The following is a 25741-nucleotide window of genomic DNA, read 5'->3' on the forward strand; positions in this document are numbered from 1 at the left end:
TTTGGTTTCTTCTTTAACTTCTGATAAATCCTCTTTTAACTCTATAATTTGAAGTTTGCTACGCCCCAGACAAGGTAAACTTTTCCATTATCATCAAAGAAAAGGGAATGATCGTGATAGGAATTGTTTAAAACAATTCTTTTCCAAGACCCTTTTTCAATATCTGTTGTAGAAAAAATATAGGTTTTACCAGTAGTTCCAGAAAAAGTGCTTACATAATATACACCATTATGAAAACGCAGACTGCTCGCCCATGAACCTCTGCCGTAGTCATTTTTACCGTGATCTAAATTTAGGCGGTCATCATTATCTTCTAAAGTTTGGTACGCATAATTTACCAGATGCCAATTCACTAAATCTTTAGATTTCATAATAGGCACGCCAGGATTCATGTGCATTGTTGTGCTTGCTCATATAATAGACATCCTTAACCCTAATTATAGATAAATCAGGAACATCTGCAAAAACAATAGGGTTCTGAGCTTTTCCTTTTTGAGCCTGAATTGTCAAAATAGTTAATGCAATTGCCAGAACAGCATAAATAAAATTTCTACTCGCTTTCATCCCGTTTTTCTTTTTGGTTTTTCTTAAAATATGAAGCTGAAATGTTATCTATCACTATTTCGCTGTAATTCTAAGCTGATAGAATTTTGGACTTATCTTTCCGTCTTTTGCTAAAATTTTAATGTTCAGTACTTCCTTGCTGTCTATTTTTATTTTGATATTTTTTTTATCTCTAGAAGCTATTACAGCTGGTTTTTCATTAATCAAAATAGTTATGTTATCGTTTTTGAATTCATCCAAAACGCTGATATGTAAAAATTGTCCAAGACTATTTTTGTTCAGCATTTGATAAGAAATATAGGAGTTGGTATTCCTCCAGAACTTTCCGTCTTCATAACCTGAATTACTTTTTTCACCTTTATACAAATGATCTACTTCTGGTCGCTTGCTCTCCACAATTTATTTTATCTATTGTATTGGCTTCTAATGCCAGAGCTTCGGCCTCCTGTTTTTGTTGTAATTCCTGCTTTTCCTTATAATTTTCTTTCGAGTAAGTTTGAAAATACATTTGATAACGGGCATCGTGTATTTCAAAAAAAGGTTGTAATTCTAAAGAATCTAATCGGAATCTTAAGTTTCCTAAATCTTTAAGTTTTGAAGTATAATCTGCTTTTTCTCCAACCAGTGCATAAGCTTTATCAAGCGGCATATATTTTCCTTTTGCGACGTGACCCATGCGGCTGTCATCTGCAAATAGACCATCTAATCCCTCTGTTGAAGTTTTGGCGACCAATACAATTGGTCCGTTTACAAAAGCACTCCAATTCGAACCATCCGGCAGATTTTCTAAGTGTGTGGTTGTTTTAAATCTGATTGTTACCTTATCTCCCGATTTCCACTTTCTTGAAATCGCGACGTATTGTGATGGTTTAGCGACTATCAGCTGTTTTTCTCCATTAATTAGTATTTCAAAATTTTCTGCCCATTTTGGACAACGGATATTCAATGCAAAGGTTTTTGTTTTTTTTAGTTTTAGGACTAATTCTGTATGATTCTCATATGGAAATTTTGTGGTTTGTTCCAGCTCTATTCCTTTTTCTTCCCATTTTAAAACCGAAGGAATAAAGAGATTTACGAAGAGATCATTTTGAGAATGACTGTAAATTAATTCTCCATACTTGGTATGATTTTCAAGTCCGGTTCCTACACAACACCACATGCTTGTTTGGGGCTGAGAGTAAACACGGTAATGATTTGGGCGGATAGGCGTGAAATAAACAAACCCTCCTTTTTCTGGATGCTGGCTGGAAAGAATATGATTGTAAAGTGTACGTTCGTAAAAATCCAGATAATGCACATCATTTTTATCTAGAAACAAAGCTTTTGCAAGACGCTCCATATTATACGAATTACAGGTTTCAGGTCCCTCATTTGACTTTACCATTCCGCTGAAATCGTCTACGGGATTAAAATGTTCTGCAACGCTGTTTCCTCCAAATGCAACAGTTCGCTTTTGAGTTACATTCTGCCAAAAATACTGTACAGCATCTGACCATTCTTTATTATCAGTAAGAACAGCAATTTTCTCGAAACCAACGACTTTAGGTATTTGTGTATTGGCATGTAAACCTGTTAGTTTATCTTCTTTATTTAATAGCGGATTTAGGAAAGCCTGATGTGATAACTTTTCAGCAGTTTGAAGGTATTTTTTATCTTTAGTAATACGATACAAATCGGCAAAAGATTCATTTATACCTCCATGCTCTGTTGCCAAAACTTTCTGAATCTGCTCATCTGAAAGCGGACGAATTAATTCGATAAACCAATCTCCTAGTTTTATTAAAATCTCTTTTGCTTTTTCACTGCCAGTATATTGATAAGCATCGGTTAGACCTGCAAAAAGTTTATGTATGTTGTAGATAGGCACCCAAGTATTGTTTAATCCGAAACTGCTTCCGTCAATATCTCCTTTATGAATTCGATCCCAGAAAACTTTACCTTGTGGAATCCCTCCTACGTAGCCATTACCATTTTTATCCTGACAGCGTGCCAATTCTAACAGCATATAATCTAATCTGTCTTTAAGCTCTTTATTTCCTGTAGATTCATACATCATAGATAAAGCTGAAAGATAATGTCCACCTATATGACCGTCAAGCCCTATACTTTCCCAATTACCATAACGGTCAGATTTTGTTGGAAGACCAGATTCTAATAAATAGGGCGCTAAAAGTCTACCTGGATCTAAAGCCAAAATATACTTAAGATCTACATCTTGAGCATTTTTGAATGGGCTGTCTTTTAATCTTACTTCGTTTAAACTGAACAACTGCATTTGAGCCGACACTTCGACCCACATCAATAAGGCGAATAGATAAAACAAAATTTTAGTTTTCATTGTAAGATTTTAGTTTTGAAATTATTTAATATAAAAAGTATATGTCCAATTTCCTATTGATGATGCGTTTTCCCAAAGCTTTAAATCCAATTTCTTTTGAGTGAATATTAAAATTCCAAAGAAAAGCGACAGATTTAATACCTGTTTTTTCGTTTTTTTATTCATTTTCAATATTCTTTCTTCTAGAAAAAAGTAATACCTAAAGTATGATTCTGCAGATTTATTGGGTAATTCTTTCACTTTCTGGAGCTCCTAAATAAGAAGGTTTTAACCCGCCTGTATCGATCAATATCTTTTGAAGTACGATTCCAGGATCTAAAACTCTGAATCGAAGTGTATGTTTTCCTGATTTCAGAATCTTATGTTTTGTTGCCGAATGAATTATATGTTCGGCCTGCCACTTTCCTAATTCTCCCTTATAATGTCCATTAAAATTTACAAGTCGCGGTTTTTCTCCGTCAAAAGATATTTCATATCGAAGTCCTTTATTACTGTTAAAATTAAGTGTTGGAGCCAGCAAAAGTTCTACAGTAAATTCTCCCGTAAAAGCAAAATTAATTTCATATTCTACAAAGACATTATCTTCTGTACCAAGATAACTATTTTGCGGAAATGTGGTAATACCGCTTAATGTTTTTCCAAAATTTGGAATTATTTCCCAATGTGTATTTTTTGAATTATTCATTTTCGAAAAATGCTCTGCGTCAATAATTGCATAACCATCTTTTTCCTTAAATACTTTTGGCACAACAATTTCACTATCTGATAAATACTTTACATCTGGAAGGATATTTTTTGGAGTATCGTGCCAAGCTTTATACCCTATTCGCATCTGATCCATCATATGAGTCCATTTGCCTGCTTGCAATTTCATTATTGTATTTATTTTGAAGAATAGAATCTCTTTCAAATTTAGCTTTGACCTGATCTGCATAATAATTGGCAAGACTATTTTTTTCTTCCGCCAGTTTACTATTTTTTGCTTGTGCAAAATACATTTCATAAAGGTTACAGCAGGCATCAATTGGATATAAAACCAACTGAAAATAAGCATCTTTATATTCATTGGGAAGTTCGTTATAAATTCTGTATGCGTCGAGTGCTAAATTTTTATAGTCATTAACAACGGTTTCAAATTCATTATAATTTTCTAAAGAATATGTTTTACTGTCCAACATCTCTGGTGTGACACGACGATTAAATTTTGGATATGTATTTAATAATCTGGCAATTTCTTTAGAAAATTTGTTCCCAAACTGTTCCGATGCCCAGCTTTCTGTATATTGGAAAAGATTCTGTGAGTTAAATTTTTTAGGGTTCCAAGCCATGTCTAAGAAGAAACTAATTGGAAATTCCATTGGCTTTAAGTCACCTACATTTACAATCCATACTTTATCAACCCCGTTTTCGTAACTGAGATTCATCTGTTCCCAAACTCTTTGAATTGGACTTATGTTAATCCATTTTGAATTTCTTGGCCCGCCGACATAATCAAAATGATAATACATTCCGTATCCGCCTTTATGCAAGGGTTTGGAAAGATCTGGAAGTTTGCGGACATTCCCCCAATTATCATCGCAAAACAAAAGAATTACATCATCAGGAACACGCATTCCCTGATCATAATAATCCTGAACCTCTTTATATAAAGCCCATACCTGAGGTGTTTTGTCTGCACTTTTACCAGTTTCATTCTCTATAATGCTTGCGTTGCTGTTTTACTATATTTTCCAGCAGACTTATGTTTGTACCTTCACTCATTGCTTCATCTCCATCGCCTCGCATTCCGATAGTTACCAGTTTTTCCCAATTTTTACTTCTCTGAATTCCGCTTTTCCAGAACTCGTCTAAAACCGTCTTATTTTTGGAGTAATCCCAAATATTGGGCAGATTATTTTTTTTAATGTAGCGGCGCCAGTCTGTTTGTGCCAAAGCCATCGGCTCATGATGAGAAGTTCCTATAACTATTCCCATTTCATTTGCCAGAGGCCCGCTAGTCTGCATCATCGTCATAAAATGCATTTCCCCACATTGCCGGCCAGATGTAATTGGCTTTAAGTCTAAGTATTAATTCAAAAACTTTCTCATAAAAACGACTGTTAAAACCACCAAACGAAGCCTTTGCCCATCCGCTTAAAGCGGGTGCTTCATCATTAAGAAAAATTCCTCTGTACTTTACAGCTGGTTCTCCTTCTGTGTAAACTCCCTTAATGAAGTAAATATTATTTTTATGCTTTACTGGCACATCTGCCCAGTAGTACCAAGGCGACACACCAATCTGTCTGGATAATTCATAAATTCCATAAATAGTTCCTCGTTTATCGCTTCCTGCTATTACGAGCGCTTCTTGTACACCTTGAAACGGATTTTTAACATGTTGTATAATAAATTTTTCATTTTTACCCTTGAGTTCTTTTCCTTCTATTTTTTTCTGTTTTACTAAATCGTCGATAACGGAATTAGATCCTATCATTCCAATTATAATGAGCGGTGATGAATTATTTGGATTTTGATTTAAAACGACAGGACGCTGACCCGTAACTTTTTCAAAATCAGATTGAAGATTATTCACGGCACGTAAAATTCCTGAATCCAAACCTGAGTTTACAAAAAAAGAAAGTGACACTGCCTTTTCTTTCAGCACCATAACGCTGTTGCTTCTGTCTTCTGTTATAAAGGGCTGGGAAGCCTTTGAGATAGTACTCAGTAAAATAATAATTATGGTAATTATAAATTTAGAATAATTTTTCATTTGGCAGCTATTATTTAAGGCTATTTGGTATTATGTATGTTCGATTAATCTGTAGTTCCTAAAATGGTATATTTTGCGAAACTTGATTCGTCAACAGGTTTAAAAAGTAACTGCGAAAACATATATAAACTATTTTTCCATACTTTGAAATCATGAACTCCAGGTTCGATATAATAAATATGAGGCACATTATTTTTAAATAAATAATCGTGGGTGCGTTTGCTATTTTCAATCAGCCAATCATTATCACCGCAGGAAATCCAAAGGAGTTTCAGCTTTTTTTGTTTCTTGTGGATTAGGAACCAGTTCTTCTGTTTTCTTCGTATTTGGAGCCGATGAAAATCCTCCTATCCAGGCAAATTTATCTAAGTTGCCTAAACCGAAATTAAGCGACTGTCCTCCTCCCATAGATAATCCGGCAATAGCACGATGTTCCCTGTCTTTAAAAGCATTGTATTTTTTTTCAATAAAAGGAATTAAATCCTTCAATAAATCTTTTTCAAAATCTGTGAATGCCTGTACTTTATCAGGTGCCATAATATTTCCCGAAGCGCTGTCATCTTTCATTGCTCTTCCGTTTGGCATTACAACAATCATCGGCTGTAATTTTCCTGTCGCATAAAGGTTGTCCAATATAATCTGCGGACTTCCTCCGTTCAACCATTCTTTTTCATCTCCTCCAATTCCATGCAAAAGGTATAAAACAGGGTATTTTGTATTTTTATTAAATCCCGGCGGTGTATAAACAGTTGCTTTTCTAACTGTTCCAATTGTTTTTGAATCATAACTTACCGTTTCTATTTTTCCAGCTGGAACTGCTGTGTCTAACTGATCAAAACCTACTGGTGCCTGAACTATAAAAGGTTCATTTGGATTGTCAGATTTATAACCTAATAATGAAATCATTTTTTCTGCGTAGCGCTTTCCTAATTCTTTGTATCCAGTTGCAGTAAAATGCAGTAAGTCTGAGGCGACGATACAGCCTTTTGATGAAATTACATAAGACGTCGGAATTGTCTGAGGCAATGTTGCAATGATTTTATTCATACTTGCACATTTACCGTTTTGGTCTTCATTAACCGTTTCTCCAGAAAGTAAAGGCACTTTTTTAGGATCTAAGTTCAGATCTTTCATCAAATTTTCATACACTATTTTGACCTTTTTGGGCCATAGTGTATCGCCCGTGTTAGATTCTCCCTGATGCAGTAAAATTCCTTTTATAACTCCTTTCTTTTGCGCAATTTTTGCCATTTCTACAAGTCTTGCATACGGACTTCCATTGTATTCTTTGATCATTCCCAGCATCCAATCTGGTGCTGTTTTTATGTAATTTTCAAAATTATCTTTATCAAAAAGTTCTATTCTACATCCTCCCACCGCAACATTTATAACTCCTATTTTTATGTTTTTAGGAAGATTGGCAGTCATTGTTCTTCCGAAATAATCTGTCAGTGTCAGTCCAGTTTTACATCGGCACAATGGTGGTATAGCTGTGTACCATTTGCCCATCTCACGTTCTAAATCGGGACAACTTACTGCTTGCAAAACCTGAAAACGAGGATCTACATTTATCTTGTCCTCAGCTTCTATGGGGTGCACCTTCCATATTAGACTGACCAAAACTTAAATAGACATGAAAATTTGGATCCTGAGAATGTCCTTTCTGAGCTATGAAAAAAAGAATTGTAACTACGAAAAATCTAATTATTGATTTCATAATATCTTATTAAATTTATTTTACTGCCAAAAAGCTGGCTCCTATATCTTTTAAATGAATGGAATTGAAATCTGTTTACTTAAATAAATTTAGATCTACCACTTCACCCATTCTTTTGTATCCCAACTCATTAGGATGCAAAAAATCACCATCATGCATATGAGATAAAATGGTTTTAGGATCTGCTTCAGAAGCCATTTCTTTGTCAAAATCTATTACTGCATCAAAGTTGTTTCGAATCCATGCATTTACTATATCTCTTGCATCCTGCTTAAAAGGTGCGTCGTAAAATGATTTTTTAAAAGGGAGAATAGTACAGCCATAAACTTTTATGTCTCTGGCGTGTGCTTTTTCTATCATACCTTTATAAGCGTCTATAATTTCCTGTGCTTTTACAGGAGCATCTTCTGCCTGTTTAATTCCTCCTATATCATTTATTCCTTCTAAAATCACGAGCCATTTTGTACCTGCCTGCGACAGTACATCACGGTCAAAACGGTCTAATGCAGTAGGTCCAAGTCCGCCTTTTACAACACAATTCCCTCCTATTCCTAAATTCAAGACTCCAATATGCTTGGTTGTATTGTCTGCCGCCAGTCGAGCCGCTAAAATATCTGTCCAGCGATTTTGTTTGTTTGTTCCAGAGCCGCGTCCATCTGTAATTGAGTTTCCTAAACAAACAATATTAGATGTTTCTTTTGATGCCATTACATCCAGTCCCATAATTGAATACCAATGGTCTGTTTTCACAGCATCTGAAAAAGCGGCATTATTGACATTGTCACCAGTTAAAATATAAGATGTTGTTCTAGATCCGGGATGTCCTGATGTTTTTTGTGATGTCTGCGCCATAATAAATTGTTATTGCAAGCAACTGACCTGGTTTTAATTGAAAATTTACTACATCTGAAAATACTTCCTGCCCTGGATTTAAAGTTATCTCTTGATTTCCATTAAAACTGAGAATTTGTTGCGTGTTTTTATCAATTGCCGGAGCATTAATTACATTGGCAATGCTGATCTTTTTTAATACTGTAGGCTGATCACTAAATAAATTTGAAAAACGCAGTCGGATATTATCTCCCCCTATCGAAACTTTTATAATTTGACGAAGGGTGTTTTCGGCCAAGCCAGGAGCGGGGGGCATATTATTTGGTTCTACTAGCATTTGTGCGCAGGCCCATGATCCAACCCAGTTTACATTTGTTGATTTTTTAGAAGATTTTACCAATGTCTGATTGGTTTTGCATCCCATTACTAAAACGAAAAACTGTACAAACAATATATATATTAAATATCTTATGATCATATTTATATTTTAAAATTTAAAACATTCTATTTTTTTCAAAAACCAAAAAAGCTTCTGCGAATTAATGCTTAAAAAAAAGCCCGTTCTCCTAAATTATGATTCAAACCAAAATATTGAGCATTTGCTGTTTTTTATTTTCTATTTAGGCACTGCATTATTGGATGAAGTTGCATACAAACCTACCAAAGCTCCTGTAAATCCTCCTGCGGCATTTGTGGAAAGAATATCACCTGAGACAGCGTTTCCTAAATTTTGAAAATCAACTCCATTTAATGCATAAGTAAACTGATATTTGTCTCCCGAAGCTTTAACTTCTAGACGTACTGTCTCCTTAATGTCTATTTTTGCACTTGCTATAATTTGTGAATTTCCATTTTCTGTTCTTTCCAACAATATATAAGTATCTTTTCCTTTTTTAGTTATTCCAAAAACATAATTAAAGCGTTCATTCTGCAGACATACAATCCCTGCCAGATCTTTTTCCGATTCTGGTTTATACCATAATGTGGTCGAGAAAGAAAAAGTATTGTGCTGTTGTCTATAAAATAATGTAGAAGTTGGTTTTAATTCTTTGATATTTACTGGAAATGGATTAATCTGTAAACCATTTTTAACAATAGAAATAAAATGCTCTCGCGACCCTCTTAATCCTATCCATCTATAATCTAATTTTTCTGAAGTAAAATTCTCTTTAAATGTAAAATTGCCGTTAGGAAAAAAACCATCTGTGCCAGTTTTGTTTACTACACCAGCTGGCATTTTTAATTTTGGTTCCATTGGTACTAAGCCATTTTCGAAAACAGGAAAAGTACCTGACCAGTCTACCGGCAGTATAAATGTTTCGCGTCCTGCATTTACCCTGTCTTTTTCGTTTGGACGAATTCCTAAAAATACGCCATAATATTTATTATCCGGGCCAAGAACCAAATCGGCGTGTCCTGTCCAATCTACTTTGTTGGCTCTGTTTTGAGGGAAGTATCTTTGAGTAAGAATCGGATTATTTGATGACGGCTTAAAAGGTCCTTTTGGACTATTACTACTAAAAACAACCTCACTATGATTTCCTCCTGTACCTCCTTCGGCACACATTAAGTAATAAAGATTGTCTTTTTTATACAAATGCGGAGCTTCTATCCATATTGGTTTTTTAGAAAGGTCAACACCGCCGTCTACTATAATTTTGTCTGTCCCTGGAATAACTTGATCTTTTTCTAAATCGTAGTCCCAAACTTTAATCACACGATGTCCGTTGTATAATTCTTTTCCTTTATCAGGAGCATCATTGTGTACCACATAACCTTTTCCATTATCATCAAAGAAAATAGAAGGATCTATTCCGTTAAAAGCTAGTTTAATTGGGCTTCCCCATCCTTTTTTAGGATCTTTTGTTTTTACAATGATGTTTCCCATATTACCAGTAAATGCTGTTACGATCATATAAAATGTATCATTGTGAGGATTGTAGGTAATTCCTGGTGCGTACACCCCTGCGCTGATACCAGTGTCATGCGGATTAAATTCTGAAACATTATTTAAAACTCCTCCTAAATCAGTCCAATTTACTAAATCTTTGGAATGAAAAATTGGTACTCCCGGAAACATGGCAAACGAAGAGCAAACCATGTAATAATCGTCTCGTTTTCTGGTGATAGCTGGATCTGGATAACATCCCTGAAGAATTGGAGAATAAAATTCATCAGCATTTAACGGATTCTTTTTTGTAAATTTCATCATCTCCCTGATATACGACATTGGAAAATACAGGAAATTGTCTGTCTGCTTTTTTCTTTGAATTTTTCTCGTCTGCGCTGTTAAAGAGAAAAAACATAAAAATCCTATTGTGAACAAAAAAAGTATTTTTCTTGTAATCATTGTTTATTATTTATTTTAATCAATTGAAAGAATTATTAAAAAGCCGAGAGAATTACTCTCGGCTTTCAACTAACTCAACTTAACTTAGTAACCAGGGTTTTGATATGTTGCTTTTTCGGCTGGAGACATTTCCATACCATCCAGCTGGCCTTGAGGTATTGGTCTCAGGTAATGATAAGCATCAATAGTTCTGGTAACCTTTTCCGGCGTATGCTGTCCATAATTGGATCCTCCTATAGAATATTCCCCGGCAAGCTCATTCCATTTTTGTGTTCTCACCAAGTCGTACCAGCGGTATCCCTCACCAAAAAGTTCGCGAGAGCGTTCGGCTAGTATGTAATTTATATCAATAACTGCAGGAGTTGCGGCGGTCATTGCCGCACTGTTATCTACCACTTTGGCTGTGTTTCCATTATTATCCCAGCGCCATTTTCCAGCTCTTGCTCTAATAACATTTATAAGTGTTCTTGCACTTAGAGTTCCTGTTGCACCTTTTACTGCCGCTTCTGCCGCAACAAAATAAAGTTCAGAAAATTTTGCTACTGGAAATGGTCTCGTACTTGCCGCATTTGGCTGTCCTAATCCTCCAGCGTTATCTGTACGATATGGTCCTAATTTCCAAAAACCAGGATAAACAATTCTGCTTATTCCATTTGGAGAAATTACATAATCAGCTCTCCCTGGCAGTACTCCGGCTCCAACACCGCTGTCTCCCTGTCCAGAAGGATAAGCTATCGGTGCTGTCGGTTCTTCATTTAAGAAGGTTAAAACGGCATCTCCAGGTTTTATAGTTAATCCATTAGCATTTGTTAAAGTTGCAACATTTGTTAAGCCTGTACCCTGTAAATTCCAATTCCCGCGAAATACGGTCGCAAAAGTTCCATCGTATCTGGAATCATTAGTTTTATCTGCAAAGGTTTTTGTAAAAACTTCAATAGGCGGTACCATTCTTGTCCATGGACGTCCTAAAAATTGATTCGCTTCACGCTGTACAGATGAAACTGCTAGCACTTCCATTCTTACTTCTAATAGCAGTATAATTCCAAGTCACCATCCAGCCTGCAAAGTTATCCGGAGCACCGCCGTTTCCATAAGTTAAACTCGATCCATTGTAATATTCACTATCCTGCGTACGATCTGCATAAAGCATTACTTCTTTATTTCGATCATTTGAACCTGTATTTACATCATAAAAAGATTCTAATAATCCATAAGGTCCTGGATTATTAATTCCTTGTAATGCTAAATCATAAGCTTGCTGAAAATACCATTGAGCATTATGACCATCAGGATCGGTTCTAGGAGCATCTGGATAAGTAGGTATATTGTTTGGATTTTCTAACCACCAAGCATATGTCAAATAAGCTTTGGCCAAAATTAAACGAGCCAGCGTTTTTGTTGCAGTACCTGTTAATCTAGGAGCATCAGGTAATTCATTTACTGCCGCTGTTAAATCTGGAAAAACTGCTTTTGTATATACTTCTGGAACTGTATTACGTTTTTGAGCTTCTTGAAGGTTTGCTGTTAAATTTTAACTCTCCTGCTCCCAAATCCAAAGGCACACCTCCAAATGTCTGTACCAATAAAAAATAATCAAAACCTCTAAAAAATTTTGATTCGGCAATAAGATTAGGCGCAATACCAACTGCGACCCCGTTTTCAATAATACCGCTTGCCGTATTAATATCATAATAGGAATTGTTCCACAAAACATCTGAACGGCTTGAATTTGGATTTATAATTCCTACGCCAGACAAATCATGATCTTTAAAATTACCGTCGGCACTCTGTGCATAAGTAGCTTCATCTGTTCCTGTCTGACATGCATTGTAAAAGTAAGCTTGTCCGTAAATCCATCGCAAATGGGCATAATGGGATGTCAGTCCTTGTATAACCCCTTGTTCTGTTTTAAAATAATTTGGTTCATAAAAATCATGCGGCTTTTCTTCCAATATATCAGAACAGCCTGATAAGGATAGTACAACTGCGACTCCTATAATTAAGTTTTTTATAATATAGCGTTTCATGTGAATGTTTGATTAAAAGGTTAAATTGAGTCCAAATAAATAATTTCTAGTCGTAGGAGTATTAGTACCAATAACCAAAAATCTTCTCTGGTAGGAAGCTACAGCTTGATTTTCGTCTCCAAATGAATTGGTCTCTGGATCCATTCCCGATTTGTCATGATAAGGAGAGAAAAGCACAAACGGATTTTGTGCAGTAAAATAAAGTCTCAAATTATCAATCCCTAAATTTCTTGTAAAGTCTTTATCTAAAGTATATCCTAATGTCAGCGCTCTTATTTTTACATAAGATGCATCAAAATAACCCATTGTTGATATATACTTCGGATTATCACCGCTTCTAATACCTCTCGGATTAGGGAACTCCGCATCTCTATTATCTGGAGTCCAATAATCAACATCGACATTACTTCTTCTTCCATTCAATAAATTAAGATAACTGGCACCTCCGTAAAGTGTACTAATTAAGACACCTCCACTTTTAAATGCACCTACTGCAGAAAAATCAAAACCTTTATAAGTTAAATTAGTATTAAATCCACCCTGAAAATCTGGATCAGTTTCAATAATCTGTCTATCACTAGCATTGATTGCACGTGTTGGCGAACCATCTGCGTTATACTCTCCTGTATATTTTACTTTTATTGACCCAACAACTGTTCCCTGCTGGTTAATGCCTGTAGGTCCTGGTTCCAAAATAGACATATAAGGATCTCCTTCCTGCCAGATTCCTGTCTTTTCATAGTCATAAATAGAATTAATATTATAACCAACAAACCAATTGTTACCTTCGTCACGACTTGCTCCCGAAGCTAAGGCTACCAGCTTATTTTCATTTTTATAAAAGTTAACCCCTACTGTCCAGCTCAATCCGTTAGGATTGTCAAGAATAACACCGTTTAAAGAAATTTCATAACCTTTATTCTCGGTCTCTCCCACATTTGCCACATAACCGCTGACACCAGAGGTAGCCGGCAGTCCAACTCTTTGCAATAAATCTTTTGTATTTGTTTTGTAGTACTCAATTGTACCTGATAAGCGATTATTAAAAAACCCGAAATCCAAACCATAATTCCATGTTGTAGAAAACTCCCAGCCTAAATTTGGATTTGGAAGCTCTGTCACATATACACCAGTTGAGTTCGTATTTCCAAAATTGTAAGGTCTGGTACTTAACGCTCCTAATGTAGCATAAGGAGCAACTGCTTGATTTGAGGTTTCACCATAACCAGCACGTAATTTTAATAAATTAATTTTTTTGCTGTCTTTTAAAAATGATTCATTTGAAATAGTCCATCCAGCAGAAACCGCAGGATAAGTCACCCATTTATTACCCGGCGAAAGCCTTGAAGAACCATCAGAACGAACTGTTCCAGATATAAAATAACGGTTGTCATAAGAATACATTAACCTAGCCATATAAGAAGTTAATCCCCATTGCGTATAATCCTGATCTGCAGGATTTATAACTGCTTCTTCTTCACTCTGTCCTAAATTATAGAATTGAAATGCATCAGAAGTAATTCCATTTCTGGTTACTCTAGAACTATTTCCAGTATATTGCTCATTTGAATAAAGCCCCACAAAATTTACAGTATGTTTTTGAGCAAAAGTTTTATCATACGTAATCAAATTTTCAAGAAGCCATTGTGTTGACCATGCGTTGCTGATAGTCGCATTTGATAAAGTCGCTGGATTTACATCAAACACACCTTGTCCTTCATAGTAACCTGAATTGGATGTACGTAAATTCAATCCCGTATTAAGTCTATATTTTAGTCCCTCTATCCCCGGAATTTTAACTTCTGCAAATATGTTATTGTAAGAACTAAAAGCTCTTGTTAGATTAACATACGAATCTCCTAGATTTTCTATGGATTTTCTGGTATAAACCCATTGATCATCAGTCGCCATGCTGACTGTTCTTTTTAAAGTTCCATCAGGATTATATGGATCTGCGAGGGGCGAGGTTGCTAAAATATTTCCAGTCCCAATATTATCTCCTCTCGAAGCTGTGTAATTACTGTTTGTATTAAAACCAATGCGGATTGATCTATTTATCTGCTGATCAAGTCCTGCTCTAAGACTAAAGCGCTCATAACTTTGACCAGGTAAAACTGATTCCTCTTTATAATATCCTAAACCAGCATTATAAGCTCCTGTTTCAGTCCCTCCTGAAACGCTTACATCATGGCTGATCATTTCTCCCGAACCGTATAGTAAATTCTGCCAGTCCGTGTTTACATTTCTTGACTCGCCGACACCATCCACATATAAACCTGAGTAGTCACGAAGGGTCGCAAATTTTGATGCATCCATCATAGGATACTTTGAAAAAACCTGTTTGATTCCACTAAAACCATTATATGTAAAGGTGGCTTTCTGATTTTTTTTCCTTTTAAAGTAGTAACTAAGATTACACCATTAGCTCCACGAGAACCGTAGATAGCTGTAGCCGAAGCATCTTTCAAAATATCTACCGACTTAATATCAGCAGGATTAATATCTCCTATCGAACCCGCAAACGGAACACCGTCTAGTACCACTAAAGGATCATTACTTCCTGTAAGTGATCTTGTTCCGCGTATTCTTATCTGCATGGCGACGACCAGGTTTTGAGGAAGTCTGTGTCATTTCGACCCCGGGAAGTCTCCCTTGTAAAGCCTGCGTAATATTAGCGACGGGCACTTCATTTAATTCTTTTCCACTTAGTGAAGCAACTGATCCTGTAACAGCCTCTTTAATTTGAGTTCCATATCCAATTACTACCACTTCTTTCAAATTATTTGAGTCTTCTTCTAAAACCACATTGATTTTAGTTTGTCCATTAACAGCGACTTCCTTGCTTTTGAAACCTATAAAACTGAAAACAAGGACACCATTTGAAGGAGCATTTATGCTATAGTTCCCATCGAAACTGGTGCTTACTCCTGTTTTTGTTCCTTTTAAATTGACATTCACGCCAGGAATTGGACCATTTGCATCCGAAACTGCTCCTGTAACTGTTATCTGCGCTTTCATTTGAAGGGAGAGCAAAAACAGCAGGATCAAAAAACCGAAGCCTTTTAAGTGCTTCGATTTACTTGTAATAAAAAAATTAGTCATAAAAATGGATTTAATTATTAAAATTGGTTTTTGTTAGTAAGCTTTCTTTTATACACTTTAAAGTCAAAAATGTGGATTTTTATAAGTGTACATACCACAAATATAAAAAAAAATATTTCAAACACAATCGGTTGTGTAATTTTTAATTATAAATTATAAAAAAAATAGCTTTAAAAAAAACAGTTATCACATAATTAAACCAAAAATAATAGTAATATGATAATTTTAACTACAACGTTGTAGTAAAACTTGCTAAAAATATTATGTTTAGTCGATAATCTTAAAGAAAACATAAAAAAGATAAAATTTAATATTTTATTTTATAAGTTTTTAAATATCCATAGTTTCAATCAGTCGTAAATCAGAAGACAGTACTAGATTCCCAGTAAAATCGTACATTTAAAATAAATCACTGAAAATCTAACAGTTAAATATCAAAATTTTATTTTTAACAATCGATTGTTCAAAAAAAAACTTTTAATAAGGAGTGAAAGGAGTTATAAAATAGAATTAAATAATAAGTAGTAGTGAAAATAGTATTAAAACATTTTAAGTCAATATTCTACATTATATTAGAATAAAAATTTAAAGATATCAACTCCGAAAATATTAATTGCTTTTAGAGTTATAACGTTCTTAGGCTATCAACAAAATTAAAAGATAAAAATGCAAATCTATTTTTACGATAACCTTTTTACAATTAAAATCAATAAATATCAAAATGGCAGTACTTGGTTTTTTATTACTATAGAAGTTTCCCTTAAAATATAAAATTACAGCAGTAGCAGGTTTTTATAAAAAACCTTTTTAAATATTAAAATTAAATTTGGCATTCCAAAATATTTCATCCTTTGGTACAGTTAAAATATAAAACTCAGCAGCTCTGTTTGACACTCCCCGTTCTTTTTCATCTAAGCCTCGTACCAATTTTCTCTGCAAAATCTTTCTTCTAAAATTAGTTTTATTGATTGTCACACCTAATATTTCCTCATACAAATTAAAAACCTGAAGTAAAGTAAATTTTTCAGGCAGAAGATTAAAACCTACTGCACTACAGCAGATATTCTTTTTTAGTTCTATCATACTAAAGTCTAAAATCATCTTATATTTCTCTACTAGGCAGGTTGTGTTATGAACATCAATCCACATTATATCTGAATTTGACTCTTGATCTTCCATAGCTTTTTTACAAACCATTGCATAATATCCAATTGAAATCTTTTCCTTAGATGATAATGCTGTATTATAATCAAAGGCTTTTAACTGGTCTAGAAAGAAATTATCTTCAGAAATATATTTTTTTAAAACTTTTTGTGCAGTTGTACCTATCGTGTCGCCCTGTTCCATAGTACAATTAGGCAGTCTCCACTCAACATTTCCGAAATCATTTTCTTTTTTGACTAGCAAAACTTTTAGGCTTTTCTCTTCAAATCGAAATACAACACAGTCAATTTCTATCTTGCTTTCATAATACGAATTGCAGAATTTTCCCTTTTCTGATTCTTCTTTTCTCATAGAAAATAAATTAAAACATCTCTTAATTACAACTGAACCATCTTCTAAATGATTTCTATTTTTAGATTACACAAAAATCATGTATACGTATTTTAAATAGAATAATTATCAATTTATTTATTAAAAAAATACATTATTAAAAATTAAAACACAAAACAATCGGTTGTGCTAAAGTACAAAGAATTTTGATTTAAAAAAACAATGGGTTTATTTTTTAGTTTTACTCTTAAAATAAGAGGTGTAAAATTGCCGTTAGATTTGATTGAGCACAAAAAAACTGCTGTTACATATAATGCGCAGACAGTTTTCTTTAAAGTAAAAGAATTATATTTTTTTGAAGATTCCCGAATAAGCACCTCTGTATTAAGAAACGTTATTTCTTTTGCTTCCTCCTCTTTAGCAGATTTTATAGTATCAATAACAATATTAGCCGTACTTTTCCCATTTTCTCTGCAGGATGTGTTATAGTAGAAATATTAGGCTCTATAATCTCTGAAATAGGATCATTATTAAAACCAATTACAGCAAAATCTTGCGGTACTTTAATCCCTCTCTTTTTTGCTGTTTGTACAGCACTTACTGCAAGAATGTCTCCTGGAGCAAAAAGTCCATCAGGTGGAGGTTTCAAACCAAAAAGTTTGTTAGAAGCCTTAACTCCCTCATCATACGTCATTGCTTTCAGATTTATAATAAACTCTTCTTTCAATGGCAGTCCATGCTCTGCCAAAGCATCTATATAACCTCTTTTTCTTTCATTATAAAGATTACCAAATTCTGCGCTTGTAGTCATATGCGCTATTCTTTTGCATCCTTGATCAATAAGATGTTTTGTTGCTTTATAACCTGCTGTGTAATTATCAATTACAACCCTAAAAGTATTGTAACCCTTTGGAACACGATCAACAAATACTAGCGGAATATTATTATTTGAAAACTGCTCAAAGTGAGAAGTATCTTTTGTCTCCATTGCCAAAGAACAAATGACACCGCTTACTCTGTCGCTATAAAGCGATTTCGCCATGTTAACTTCCTCTTCATAGGAATCATGCGACTGCATAATAATTACGGAGTAATCAGATTTTCTGGCAGTTACTTCAATACCACTAATTAATGATGATAAAAAAGGCTGGGTAATCGTTGGAATTAATACACCAATGGTTTTAGATTTATTACCTCTTAATCCTGCCGCCAGCGTATTTGGAACAAAACCCATTTCCTCGGCTGTCTTTTTTACCTTCTTAATAGTCTTATCACTGATACTATGATGGTCTTTTAAAGCGCGTGAAATCGTAGATGTGGCGAGATTGAGTCTTTCCGCAATATCATATATCGTTACATGTCTATGTTCTTCCATTACTATATAATTAGTCGTAAATATATACATAATTTAAGAACAAAAGAACAGTACAACTAGGGATACTATTTCTTTTTTTCTCTGAAAATTAATTCACTCACAATATAAATGTCGATATTTATCATAAAAAAATAGCAATAAAACATTATAATCTGTTTTTTTTAATTAAAAATTTCAAGTTAAAGTAATTTTTCTTTTCTTTACGCAATCGGTTGTATTTGTTTTTAAGTAAATTTTGACCACTAACATTCCTTGATATTATTAAAAAAGTACTCTTATGAAAATAAAAAATATCAAATATCAAATTCTCATACTGCTCTCTTTTTGGTGTTCGGCACAAAACAAAATAGCAAAATTTCCATTTCAGAATACCGACCTCACTTTTAAAGAACGAGTGGAAAATTTAGTAAGCCAGCTAACTTTAGAAGAAAAAGTAGCACAAATGTTAAATGCTCGCTCCTGCAATACCTCGACTGGGAATTCCTGCTTATGACTGGTGGAACGAAACGCTTCATGGTGTCGCAAGAACCCCTTTTAAAACGACTGTCTTTCCACAGGCTATAGCAATGGCGGCAACTTTTGATAAAAATTCTCTTTTTAAAATGGCTGATTATTCTGCTCTTGAAGGCAGGGCGATCTACAATAAAGCAGTTGAACTTAACAGAACCAACGAACGCTACTTGGGACTGACTTACTGGACTCCAAACATTAATATTTTCAGGGATCCTCGCTGGGGACGCGGACAGGAAACGTATGGCGAAGATCCTTACTTAACGGCTGTTTTAGGCGATTCTTTTGTAAAAGGCCTGCAGGGAGATGATCCAAAATACCTAAAAGCGTGACTTGCGCAAAACATTATGCCGTACACAGCGGCCCGGAATCTTTGAGACATACTTTTGATGTTGACGTAACACCATATGAGCTTTGGGACACTTATCTTCCCGCCTTTAGAAAATTAATAACAGAATCTAAAGTAGCTGGAGTTATGTGTGCCTACAATGCTTTTAGAACGCGACCTTGTTGTGCGAGTGATATTTTAATGAATGATATTTTAAGAAAAGAATGGAAATTTGACGGTTATGTTACATCAGACTGTTGGGCGATTGATGATTTTTTTAAGAATCACAAAACACATCCTGATGCTTGCATCTCGGCGGCATGGACGCTGTGCCGCATGGAACGGATATTGACTGTGGAACTGATGCTTATAAAGCACTCGTGCAAGCGGTTAAAAATGGTCAAATAAGCGAAAAACAGATTGACATTTCTGTAAAACGTCTTTTTATGATCCGCTTCAGACTTGGAATGTTTGATCCTGTACAAATGGTTAAATATGCTCAGACTCCATCTTCCGTTTTAGAAAGTGAGGAGCATCAAAAGCATGCTTTAAAAATGGCCAGACAATCGATCGTGATGCTTAAAAATGAAAACAACATTCTTCCACTAAGCAAAAAACTGAAGAAGATTGTAGTGCTGGGTCCTAACGCCGATAATGCTATTTCTATATTAGGAAATTATAATGGTACTCCATCTAAGCTAACGACAGTTTTACAAGGTATAAAAGAAAAAGTGAGTCCTGATACAGAGGTGATTTATGAGAAAGCCATCAACTTTACAAATGATACATTATTAGTCTATAGAGATCTAAAAAAACACTATTCTTATGAAGGAAAACAAGGATTTCAGGCAGAATATTTCAACAATATAAGTCTTACAGGAAAACCTGAAGCAATTAGAAGCGAGTCGGAAATAAATAATTTCTGGCAGGAAGGAGAAGTTGTTATTAAAAATATTAAAGCAAATCACTTCTCTGCCCGTTACACTACAAATTATACAGCAGATCAGGATGGTTCTGTTACTTTTGAACTTAAAGCAGATGACGGTTATCGCTTTCTAATAAATGGAAAAGAAGTTGTAAACGCTTGGAAGAAGAATCGCTGGGGAGAAAAAACTTTTAAACTGGAAACGAAAAAAAATACGGTTTATAAAATAGTACTTGAATATTGGCAGGGAGAAGGAAAAGCAGAAGTATCGTCGCAGACAGGCAATTTTGTAAAAACTAATTTTGCAGATTTAATTGAACGTCATAAAAATGCAGATGCTTTTATTTTTGCCGGCGGTATTTCACCACAGCTCGAAGGAGAAGAAATGCCTGTAGATTTTCCTGGATTTAAAGGAGGAGACCGCACTTCTATCTTACTTCCTGATGTACAGACCAAACTTTTAAAAGCGCTTCAATCTTCGGGAAAACCAGTGATTTTTGCCATGATGACAGGAAGCGCAATAGCTATTCCGTGGGAAGCAGAAAATATTCCAGCAATACTTAACATCTGGTATGGCGGGCAATCTGCAGGTACCGCACGAATGCTGATGTTATTTTTGGCGATTATAATCCTGCAGGAAGACTGCCTGTTACTTTTTACAAAGGCGACTCAGATTTGCCTTCTTTTGTTGATTATAGTATGGATAATAAAACCTACCGCTACTTTAAAGGAACTCCATTATATGGGTTTGGATATGGACTGAGTTATACTTCATTTAAATACAGTGATCTAAAAGCTCCTTCCAAAATAAAAAAAGGGCAGTCAGTTTCCATTTCTGTTAAAGTGACAAATTCTGGAAAGATAGAAGGAGAAGAAGTGACCCAGCTGTACGTAATCAATCAGGATTCTACAATAAAGGCACCTCTAAAAAGCCTTAAAGGATTTGAACGATTTAATTTAAAAGCTGGTGAAAGCAAGGTAATTACCTTTAATCTTTCTCCTGAAGATCTTTCTTATGTTACATCAGAAGGCACTTTAAAACAATATGAAGGTAAAATTAAAGTTTCAATTGGAGGATGTCAGCCTGATGAAAAACAACAGATAAAGAATAATACAGCCTCTCAAATTATTCAAATTGAAAAATAACAGTTACTAATATCTTAAATATAGAACACTTTTAAAAACTTTCCTTTTCTCTTATTTAAAAATCCATTAGCTAATATAAGAGCTTCAGCAGTTTCAATGGTTAAAAAAAGCCAAATCAGCTCCATCCAGGCGACGCAATGGATGGAGCTGATTTCATGCAAATCTTATATTCTGAATACTTAAAATACGATCCAACAGATATGAATTGGATTTATAAAGACCGCTTTTTTAATATCCTTAATTTCTATTTTAATAAAATCAATTCTAGACTTATCGATTATTTTCCAAGGCTTTATTCATTACATATCGGAATCTTAAATACAATAAGGCAGATGATGTTAACAATCCCAGAGTTAAACCATACCAAATTCCCTTTACTCCTGCATCGAAATGAATTCCTAAAACATAGGCCACAGGCAGACCAATAAGCCAATAAGCAATAAAGGTTATAAAAGTGGGAATATTTACATCTCCCATTCCTCTTAATGTTCCTAGTCCAACCACTTGAGTACCATCAAAGAGCTGGAATAGTGCGACAATAATCAACAATTGCGCTACCAATGCTACAACATTTACATCATTTGTTATTAAGTAAGGTAGATATTGATTAAAGAGTGTAAAAATCACAGCAAAAAACATCATGAAAATGATAACTAAATGATACGATGCATAAGCAAATCTCTGAAGTCTTTTGTAGTTCTGATTTCCAAAGTTATTTCCGACTTTAATAGTTGTCGCAGATGCAATTCCTCCCGCCATCATGTAGGTCATTGCGGCAAGGGTTATTGCTGTTTGATGCGTCGCCTGTTCAATTGCGCCAATGTGACCGGCCATTAAAGCATAGCCGACAAATGCGCCAATTTCAAAGACATACTGCATCGCCACAGGTAATCCTATTTTTACCACTTTTAAAATTTTTGAAAAATCAACAAACTTAACGGAGAAATGGTCTATATAAGACCTGAAATTCTTTGATCGAAGTACATACCACATCATAACCAGCATCATTAAAACACGATCTATCAATGTTGCAATTCCTACTCCCTTAACTCCCATTGGCTCAATTCCAAACATTCCCTTTACCAGAATTACTGCGATAATTACGTTGAGCACATTTCCCCATATTGTTATGGACATTGCCTGCTTTGTGAAACCCAGTCCTTCTGCAAACTGTTTGAATGTTTGAAATACCATTAAAGGCACAATAGATAAACTTAAAATTAGTAAATAAGGTTTTGCTGTTTCTACCACCTGAGGATCCTGATCTGCATGCCGCATGGCAAACATAGAACCAAAGTACACTATTAAAAAAAGTAAAATTGCAAATGCTGACATTTAGCCATAAGCTGTTTGAGAGAAGCTCGGCGCATTCCTTAAAATTTGATTTTCCATTTTCTTGTGCAATTAAAGGTGTTAGTCCATAGGCAATCCCTAATCCAATGACTAAAACTACCATAAAAACAGAATGAACTAAAGAGACTGCCGCCAATGAGATAGTTCCTGCATAATGCCCTATAATAACTGTATCAAGAGTCTGTACCAGTGTATGCCCAAGCTGAGAAATCACAACAGGCCCTGCAAGGGCTATTGTACTTTGATAATATATCTTATTGGATTTGTATTTTTTGATCATATTAAAAATTTACTGCCTCCAGGCAGATTTAAATGTTTTGAAACTACCATTCCGTAAACTTTCATTTAAGGCATAGCAATTCTTTTGTTGTAAATTTATGTTATTCTATAACAGCCTTATAAAATGCAATGAAAATATACCATTTTGATAATCTGAAAGGAACTGGTCGCTGGGTATTCCTGTCTGGGTTTTAAAAAACCGCATCAAATGTCCGGGTTCTGAAAAATGAAGATCATAGGCAATCTCAGCAATAGTCTTTCCTGAATGTATCAAATCATTTTTTATCTCAAAAAGAAGTCTCTGTTTTAAGAGCTCTGTCGCGGTAACATTAAACTATTTTTTCACACAAGTATTAATCGTAATCCTGCTCACATTTAATAAATATGCGTAATAGTCAATCCGCAGACTTCTGCCGGATATGTATTTCCATAAACAAAAATACTGCCTAGAGAAGGCAGAAAAATAAGACCCTAAAGTAACATGATAATATACTTTTTCAAGAATGTCAATTTGTTTATAAATGCAAAAATACACTAATTTTGTTTTTATTCTGAAGAAACTTGTTGTTTCCTTAAACAAAAACACATCCGTCATTATAGAACAACTGCTTACAATTATAAACAAATTTAAAAGCAACAAAAGATAATAAATGAAAGAAATTATTGAACTTTCGGATAATACAATAACCATCAATAGAAACGAATTTCTAAAAGTGAAAGGCAGTATTGATACAAACTTGTATTACATAGAAAGTGGAAGTCTGAGGATTTTTGTTTTAGACGAATATGAAGAACAAATAATCAGATTTGGCTATAAAGAGAATTTAATTGTTTCACTAGATTCTTTTTTGACAAGCAAACCATCTGACTTATTTATTCAAGCGATCAAAAAAACGGTCATAAAAGTTGTAAAAAAACAACAAATAGACAAATTTTTAGAAACAGAGAGCAATAGAGCTCTATGGATGAAAATTTTAGAAAATTTGGTGATTCAACAAATGGAACGTGAAATTGACATTCTGACAAATTCGCCAAAGGAAAGATATCAAAGAGTTTTAAAAAGAAGTCCGCAAACTTTTTCAGGAAATACCAAACAGGTATATTGCCAATTATTTAAGAATGAGCGCCGAGACTTTATCACGACTAAAAAAATCTTGATTTCAATCAAGATTAATGGAAAATATTTTTTACAATTTTGAATGAAAATTTTAAATTATGCAATCAGAGAAATTAATCCATACGCTTTTTGAGCAGTCTAGACAAAATTATAAACCAAGCAGAAAAATTACAAAGTTATGATCTGAATACCTTAACATGGAAGGAAAACGAAATTTCTTGGAGTATTCTGGAGTGTTTAGAGCATTTGAATTTATATGGTGATTTTTATCTGCTACAAATGGAAAACGAAATAAAAAATTCTACAAGTGCAACTGATATTGAATTTCACAGTGGATTTTTAGGAAATTACTTTGCAAAAAGTATTCTTCCCAAAGAAAAACTAAATAAAATGAAAACTTTCAAGGACAAGAATCCATTGAATGCCAAACTTGACAAATCGGTAATTGACAGATTTATAAACCAACAAATAAAACTTTTAGATCTGCTGAATCAATCCAGAAAGGTGAGTTTAAACAAAGTCAAGATAAAGACTTCAATTTCAAGTTTCATTAAGCTGAGACTAGGCGACACTTTTCAATTTTTCATCAATCACATTATTAGGCATTTAAAACAAATTGAGCGAATACAAACTGCTCTGAAAAATGCTTAATGCCAATAAGGTACATGTGCTTTTTTTATACTGAAGCTGTCTGCAATTTTAAGTCATAAATTTAAAGAGCTTAGATAGTATTTACCAAATTGCAGAAGTTTTCAGATTTATGACAGAATCATGGAGAAGTTAATGACGATTTAATCTTACTTTAGCAGTTAGTAATTACAGTTACTGCTCCTGAACTATATTCGGGAGTACTTACTAAAACGATTGTATTGTCACCAAACAAATCATAAGATAAGCCTTGCGGACCTATTCCCGTTTTTGCAAAACTATATTTTTGAACATTTAAATCATTCCACTTTTCCGCTATTAAACTAATGGGTTTTTCTGCCGCTTCAGCATTCCATTGAAGATCACTGATCATGACTTTTTTTGCATTCTTTAAATAAGTCAGTCCTTTTGAATAATCAGACGGAAGATCACTTGGTATTAGATAATCTATATCATTGGATTTGTAACCTGCTTTCGCCAGCTTGTCGTTAATAATATCCCCAAGCTCTGTAACAGGTCTATTGATAAGATTTTGAAAAAAACTGATTTCCTTTTTATCTCCTTTAATTTGATGCAAATCTGCTTGACACATTTGGTCAATTAAAACCACTCCTTTTGGGTGTTCTATCAAATAACTTGATACCGGAAGCCAGATCTTACATTTAACTGGTTTTACAATTCCACTGTAAGAGAAAGTGTGAAAATTATTATTTTCATTGGAAGGAAGAAATCTATTGACTCTTACTTGACCGTTGTGCAAATTGTGAACTTTAATTTCCATAATCAAATAGTAATTTAATATTTGAACCAAAAATATTTTCGAACTCTACAACCTAAATCAACTTGTTTTTGAATATTGCCATTCGGCTGATCCTTGAAATCTAA

24 protein-coding genes and 5 pseudogenes are annotated in these 25741 nt (G+C 34.3%); 6 read left to right on the top strand and 23 right to left on the bottom strand.

What is annotated here, in order from left to right; genetic code table 11:
- Positions 1-41: 41 nt before the first annotated feature.
- The 19 genes and pseudogenes from ACZZ95_RS20660 to ACZZ95_RS20750 form a co-directional block, all read right to left on the bottom strand.
- Entirely contained in the window at positions 42-398 is a 357-nt protein-coding gene (locus ACZZ95_RS20660) for a family 43 glycosylhydrolase (RefSeq protein WP_463470463.1), read from the bottom strand.
- Positions 361-564: a hypothetical protein gene (locus tag ACZZ95_RS20665; RefSeq protein WP_463470464.1), complete on the bottom strand. Its 204-nt coding sequence runs from the start codon at positions 562-564 to the stop codon at positions 361-363. Before ACZZ95_RS20665 ends, ACZZ95_RS20660 begins: the two co-directional genes overlap by 38 nt.
- Positions 565-618: 54 nt before the next feature.
- Entirely contained in the window at positions 619-960 is a 342-nt protein-coding gene (locus tag ACZZ95_RS20670) for a DUF6805 domain-containing protein (protein ID WP_463470465.1), read from the bottom strand.
- Positions 923-2902 (bottom strand): glycoside hydrolase family 127 protein, encoded by a 1980-nt coding sequence (locus ACZZ95_RS20675; protein WP_463470466.1) that lies wholly within the window; start codon positions 2900-2902, stop codon positions 923-925. The genes ACZZ95_RS20670 and ACZZ95_RS20675 overlap by 38 nt, the downstream gene beginning before the upstream one ends.
- 220 nt (positions 2903-3122) lie before the next feature.
- Entirely contained in the window at positions 3123-3776 is a 654-nt protein-coding gene (locus ACZZ95_RS20680) for a hypothetical protein (protein ID WP_463470467.1), read from the bottom strand.
- Entirely contained in the window at positions 3718-4605 is an 888-nt protein-coding gene (locus ACZZ95_RS20685) for a glycosyl hydrolase 115 family protein (protein ID WP_463471725.1), read from the bottom strand. Before ACZZ95_RS20685 ends, ACZZ95_RS20680 begins: the two co-directional genes overlap by 59 nt.
- Complete coding sequence (locus ACZZ95_RS20690) at positions 4592-4909, bottom strand: glycosyl hydrolase 115 family protein (protein ID WP_463470468.1); 318 nt, start codon at positions 4907-4909, stop codon at positions 4592-4594. Before ACZZ95_RS20690 ends, ACZZ95_RS20685 begins: the two co-directional genes overlap by 14 nt.
- The gene (locus ACZZ95_RS20695; RefSeq protein WP_463470469.1) at positions 4896-5654 is read right to left on the bottom strand and encodes a glycosyl hydrolase 115 family protein; all 759 of its coding nucleotides are present in this window, start codon (positions 5652-5654) and stop codon (positions 4896-4898) included. Before ACZZ95_RS20695 ends, ACZZ95_RS20690 begins: the two co-directional genes overlap by 14 nt.
- Positions 5655-5698: 44 nt before the next feature.
- Entirely contained in the window at positions 5699-5842 is a 144-nt protein-coding gene (locus tag ACZZ95_RS20700) for a hypothetical protein (protein WP_463470470.1), read from the bottom strand.
- Between the two features lie 58 nt (positions 5843-5900).
- Entirely contained in the window at positions 5901-7253 is a 1353-nt protein-coding gene (locus ACZZ95_RS20705) for a sialate O-acetylesterase (RefSeq protein WP_463470471.1), read from the bottom strand.
- A 193-nt stretch (positions 7254-7446) separates the two neighbouring features.
- Positions 7447-8223: an SGNH/GDSL hydrolase family protein gene (locus tag ACZZ95_RS20710; protein ID WP_463470472.1), complete on the bottom strand. Its 777-nt coding sequence runs from the start codon at positions 8221-8223 to the stop codon at positions 7447-7449.
- On the bottom strand, positions 8180-8680 hold the full coding sequence (locus tag ACZZ95_RS20715) for a hypothetical protein (protein ID WP_463470473.1): 501 nt from the start codon (positions 8678-8680) through the stop codon (positions 8180-8182). Before ACZZ95_RS20715 ends, ACZZ95_RS20710 begins: the two co-directional genes overlap by 44 nt.
- 138 nt (positions 8681-8818) lie before the next feature.
- Positions 8819-10414, bottom strand: a complete 1596-nt coding sequence (locus ACZZ95_RS20720; RefSeq protein ID WP_463470474.1) for a glycoside hydrolase family 43 protein — start codon at positions 10412-10414, stop codon at positions 8819-8821.
- A 222-nt stretch (positions 10415-10636) separates the two neighbouring features.
- Positions 10637-12579, bottom strand: a pseudogene (locus ACZZ95_RS20725) (RagB/SusD family nutrient uptake outer membrane protein).
- A gap of 12 nt (positions 12580-12591) precedes the next feature.
- Positions 12592-14925 carry a SusC/RagA family TonB-linked outer membrane protein gene (locus ACZZ95_RS20730; RefSeq protein ID WP_463471726.1) on the bottom strand — a complete coding sequence of 778 codons (2334 nt, stop codon included), beginning with the start codon at positions 14923-14925 and terminating at the stop codon, positions 12592-12594.
- Positions 14895-15176 carry a TonB-dependent receptor plug domain-containing protein gene (locus ACZZ95_RS20735; protein ID WP_463470475.1) on the bottom strand — a complete coding sequence of 94 codons (282 nt, stop codon included), beginning with the start codon at positions 15174-15176 and terminating at the stop codon, positions 14895-14897. Before ACZZ95_RS20735 ends, ACZZ95_RS20730 begins: the two co-directional genes overlap by 31 nt.
- Positions 15133-15597 (bottom strand): carboxypeptidase-like regulatory domain-containing protein, encoded by a 465-nt coding sequence (locus ACZZ95_RS20740; RefSeq protein ID WP_463470476.1) that lies wholly within the window; start codon positions 15595-15597, stop codon positions 15133-15135. The genes ACZZ95_RS20735 and ACZZ95_RS20740 overlap by 44 nt, the downstream gene beginning before the upstream one ends.
- An 891-nt stretch (positions 15598-16488) precedes the next feature.
- Positions 16489-17196 carry an NrtR DNA-binding winged helix domain-containing protein gene (locus tag ACZZ95_RS20745; RefSeq protein ID WP_463470477.1) on the bottom strand — a complete coding sequence of 236 codons (708 nt, stop codon included), beginning with the start codon at positions 17194-17196 and terminating at the stop codon, positions 16489-16491.
- A 406-nt stretch (positions 17197-17602) separates the two neighbouring features.
- The gene (locus ACZZ95_RS20750; RefSeq protein ID WP_463470478.1) at positions 17603-18580 is read right to left on the bottom strand and encodes a LacI family DNA-binding transcriptional regulator; all 978 of its coding nucleotides are present in this window, start codon (positions 18578-18580) and stop codon (positions 17603-17605) included.
- 419 nt (positions 18581-18999) lie between these two features.
- Here ACZZ95_RS20750 and ACZZ95_RS20755 point away from each other — a divergent pair, with 419 nt between their 5' ends.
- From ACZZ95_RS20755 to ACZZ95_RS20770, 4 genes and pseudogenes are all read left to right on the top strand, one after another.
- Positions 19000-19392, top strand: coding sequence for a glycoside hydrolase family 3 N-terminal domain-containing protein (locus tag ACZZ95_RS20755; protein ID WP_463470479.1), 393 nt, complete (start codon positions 19000-19002; stop codon positions 19390-19392).
- A complete protein-coding gene (locus ACZZ95_RS20760) occupies positions 19389-19796 on the top strand; it encodes a glycoside hydrolase family 3 N-terminal domain-containing protein (protein ID WP_463470480.1) in 408 nt (135 codons plus the stop codon). The genes ACZZ95_RS20755 and ACZZ95_RS20760 overlap by 4 nt, the downstream gene beginning before the upstream one ends.
- A gap of 167 nt (positions 19797-19963) precedes the next feature.
- Positions 19964-20854, top strand: a pseudogene (locus ACZZ95_RS20765) (glycoside hydrolase family 3 C-terminal domain-containing protein); the annotation flags it as partial.
- A 101-nt stretch (positions 20855-20955) separates the two neighbouring features.
- Positions 20956-21459: a fibronectin type III-like domain-contianing protein gene (locus ACZZ95_RS20770; protein WP_463471727.1), complete on the top strand. Its 504-nt coding sequence runs from the start codon at positions 20956-20958 to the stop codon at positions 21457-21459.
- A 270-nt stretch (positions 21460-21729) separates the two neighbouring features.
- Here ACZZ95_RS20770 and ACZZ95_RS20775 read toward each other — a convergent pair whose 3' ends face one another.
- From ACZZ95_RS20775 to ACZZ95_RS20785, 3 genes and pseudogenes are all read right to left on the bottom strand, one after another.
- A complete protein-coding gene (locus ACZZ95_RS20775; protein ID WP_463470481.1) occupies positions 21730-22794 on the bottom strand; it encodes an MATE family efflux transporter in 1065 nt (354 codons plus the stop codon).
- A gap of 25 nt (positions 22795-22819) precedes the next feature.
- Positions 22820-23092, bottom strand: a pseudogene (locus ACZZ95_RS20780) (MATE family efflux transporter); the annotation flags it as partial.
- 105 nt (positions 23093-23197) lie between these two features.
- Positions 23198-23410: pseudogene (locus ACZZ95_RS20785) on the bottom strand (helix-turn-helix domain-containing protein); the annotation flags it as partial.
- Positions 23411-23741: 331 nt separating this feature from the next.
- On the opposite strand from ACZZ95_RS20785, the pseudogene ACZZ95_RS20790 reads away from it, so the two are divergent.
- Together ACZZ95_RS20790 and ACZZ95_RS20795 are read left to right on the top strand one after the other, a co-directional pair.
- Positions 23742-24249, top strand: a pseudogene (locus tag ACZZ95_RS20790) (Crp/Fnr family transcriptional regulator).
- Positions 24250-24337: 88 nt separating this feature from the next.
- Positions 24338-24859, top strand: a complete 522-nt coding sequence (locus ACZZ95_RS20795; RefSeq protein ID WP_463470482.1) for a DinB family protein — start codon at positions 24338-24340, stop codon at positions 24857-24859.
- Between the two features lie 151 nt (positions 24860-25010).
- Here ACZZ95_RS20795 and ACZZ95_RS20800 read toward each other — a convergent pair whose 3' ends face one another.
- Positions 25011-25637: an MBL fold metallo-hydrolase gene (locus ACZZ95_RS20800; RefSeq protein WP_463470483.1), complete on the bottom strand. Its 627-nt coding sequence runs from the start codon at positions 25635-25637 to the stop codon at positions 25011-25013.
- Positions 25638-25741: the final 104 nt, after the last annotated feature.

The sequence above is a fragment of the Flavobacterium sp. AC267 genome (assembly GCF_979258715.1).